Consider the following 1,936-nt stretch of genomic DNA (forward strand, 5'->3'; position numbering starts at 1 on the left):
GCGAATCCCTTGGGCACTCGTGGCGGGCGCAGCCCACCTTTGCAGAACACGCATTGCGCACCAAGATCAGCGCTATGATCGGCGCGAGTATCGGTAAACGTTGCGTTAGACCTATCGCGTTCACTCGCCCTCCGCCTGGCCCAATCAGTAAATGCATAGCACGCGGCTATCTTCTTACACAGGACCTGTCCTCATGGCCGCACGTAGCGATAGCGAACGAGCCTGGCAGACAGCGATGAAGCCCTCGGTTCGCAGCCAAAGCGCAACTCTAAGTTTCGCTGCCACTGCGGCACTCACTCTATTGTCTGGCTGCGCCTCGAACGTTAGATCAACAGCCAACGATCCGCTAACCATTGAGCGCGTTCTTACTGAACCCCTGAGCGGAGTCGCTGGAATGGGCCGCGTAAGCGCAGAGCTATCAAAGATCTACGGCATCAACCCGTCTGGCGCCAAGTACATCAATCGCGATGCCAAGACACTCGCAGACGGTCAGGTTCTTTCCTTGTTCTGGCTCGAACCGCCTCCCGCTGATTTCATTTCGCTAGGCCTCGCAGCGGAACCATGCTTCTCTACACAGCGAGCGCTGAACTTGACTCAGGCCACGCCCTATGAGGGCTCGGGCAAGGTATCCGCTCCTATTTACAACGCCTTTAAGAACGGAATGCTGGTCGGCATCACGTCCACCCCCGATGGCAAGTGCCTCCAAACGATCCACATCGAGAGGGACAAGTGAGCACGCGCGACACAGACGCTCTTGAGCGCAGTGACCAGTTTCAGCAGATGCCAGAACACATCAAGCGATGGATACTGCTGTCACCTCACGCAAGCCAGAACTTTGCGGAATTTTTTGACAAGGGCGGTAAGATCGAGACCGAAGTCGGCGCCACCCTACCGCGCTATCGGCCGAGCGACCCACCCGCGATCGTCGTCGACCAAGAGAACTGGCGGAATCTACAGCAGCCCGGCGCATTTCCTTGGTCGCAACGCCATATGTTCGCCATGTTGGCCCATGAGATCGGGCACGACCGCGATAACACCACGCGCCCCTTCAAACCCGATGGAACCGCACAAGAGTATGTGCAGTACCGCAGCGAGATCGAAGCCACAGCCATATTCAACGCGTTCCCTATTCTCAGGGACTTGAAGAATGAGCCGGAGTTCAAGAAGGAGTCACCCTTCGATGCCATCGGTTATCTGAATGGCCTAGAGCTAGCCAGGCTCTATCAGCAATGGAACTCCGGAGAGTTAGAGGACAAGCAGGTGGTCGCGGCGATCGCTGGCAAAGTCGCGGACACGCGATACACGCTTGGCGGCTCCCTGACCGATCAAGACGGCAATGGCGTTCTGACCCACCGCGACGCCTACCTGCACGACTTCGAGCGCGTGCTGCGCCCTAGGACCGATGCCCAGCCACCTGGACAAGCAGGTGACAACGAGCCGGCGCAGCCGCAACGCAGTAATCACGGCGGCGCAACCGAAAATACGTTCTTGCGGAATACACGCGAGAAGACGCTGGAAGCGTTCGCCCAGCATGGGCTGAGCCCTAGCGATCAGGCATTGGACTGTATCGCCGGCAGCCTTTGCGCCCAAGCCAGACGCGACGGGCTAGAGCGGATCGACCATGTGCTGCTGAGCCAACATCCGGGCGGAGAGATCGGCCGGAATGTGATTGCAGTTGAAGGACGCCTAGACGACCCGGGTCACAAGCTTTCACATGTAAATGCTCAGACGGCTGCAAACGTTTCGCTGGGCGAGTCCATGCGGAACCTGGCGTCGCTGGAAGTGACGCAACGTCAGCAACCCAGCCAACAAGCCGAGACGGTCGACCGGCCGCTCCAGCGTTGAAGAGGAACGCCCGACGCTATCAGCGCTCCCCGCGCTGCCCTTCACCGCGGCCTTAAGTCGCCTCATTGCCTTTGAAACACCCACAACTCCC

General features: G+C 58.8%; 2 protein-coding genes. Both read left to right on the top strand.

The features are described 5' to 3' along the window. Positions 1 to 193 precede the first annotated feature (193 nt). Positions 194 to 733: a hypothetical protein gene (locus AB0D94_RS37755; RefSeq protein WP_145959935.1), complete on the top strand. Its 540-nt coding sequence runs from the start codon at positions 194 to 196 to the stop codon at positions 731 to 733. After that, positions 730 to 1,845 (top strand): XVIPCD domain-containing protein, encoded by a 1,116-nt coding sequence (locus AB0D94_RS37760; protein ID WP_096376522.1) that lies wholly within the window; start codon positions 730 to 732, stop codon positions 1,843 to 1,845. Before AB0D94_RS37755 ends, AB0D94_RS37760 begins: the two co-directional genes overlap by 4 nt. Positions 1,846 to 1,936 lie beyond the last annotated feature (91 nt).

The sequence above is a fragment of the Streptomyces sp. NPDC048255 genome (genome assembly GCF_040652415.1).
GTDB lineage: Bacteria > Actinomycetota > Actinomycetes > Streptomycetales > Streptomycetaceae > Streptomyces.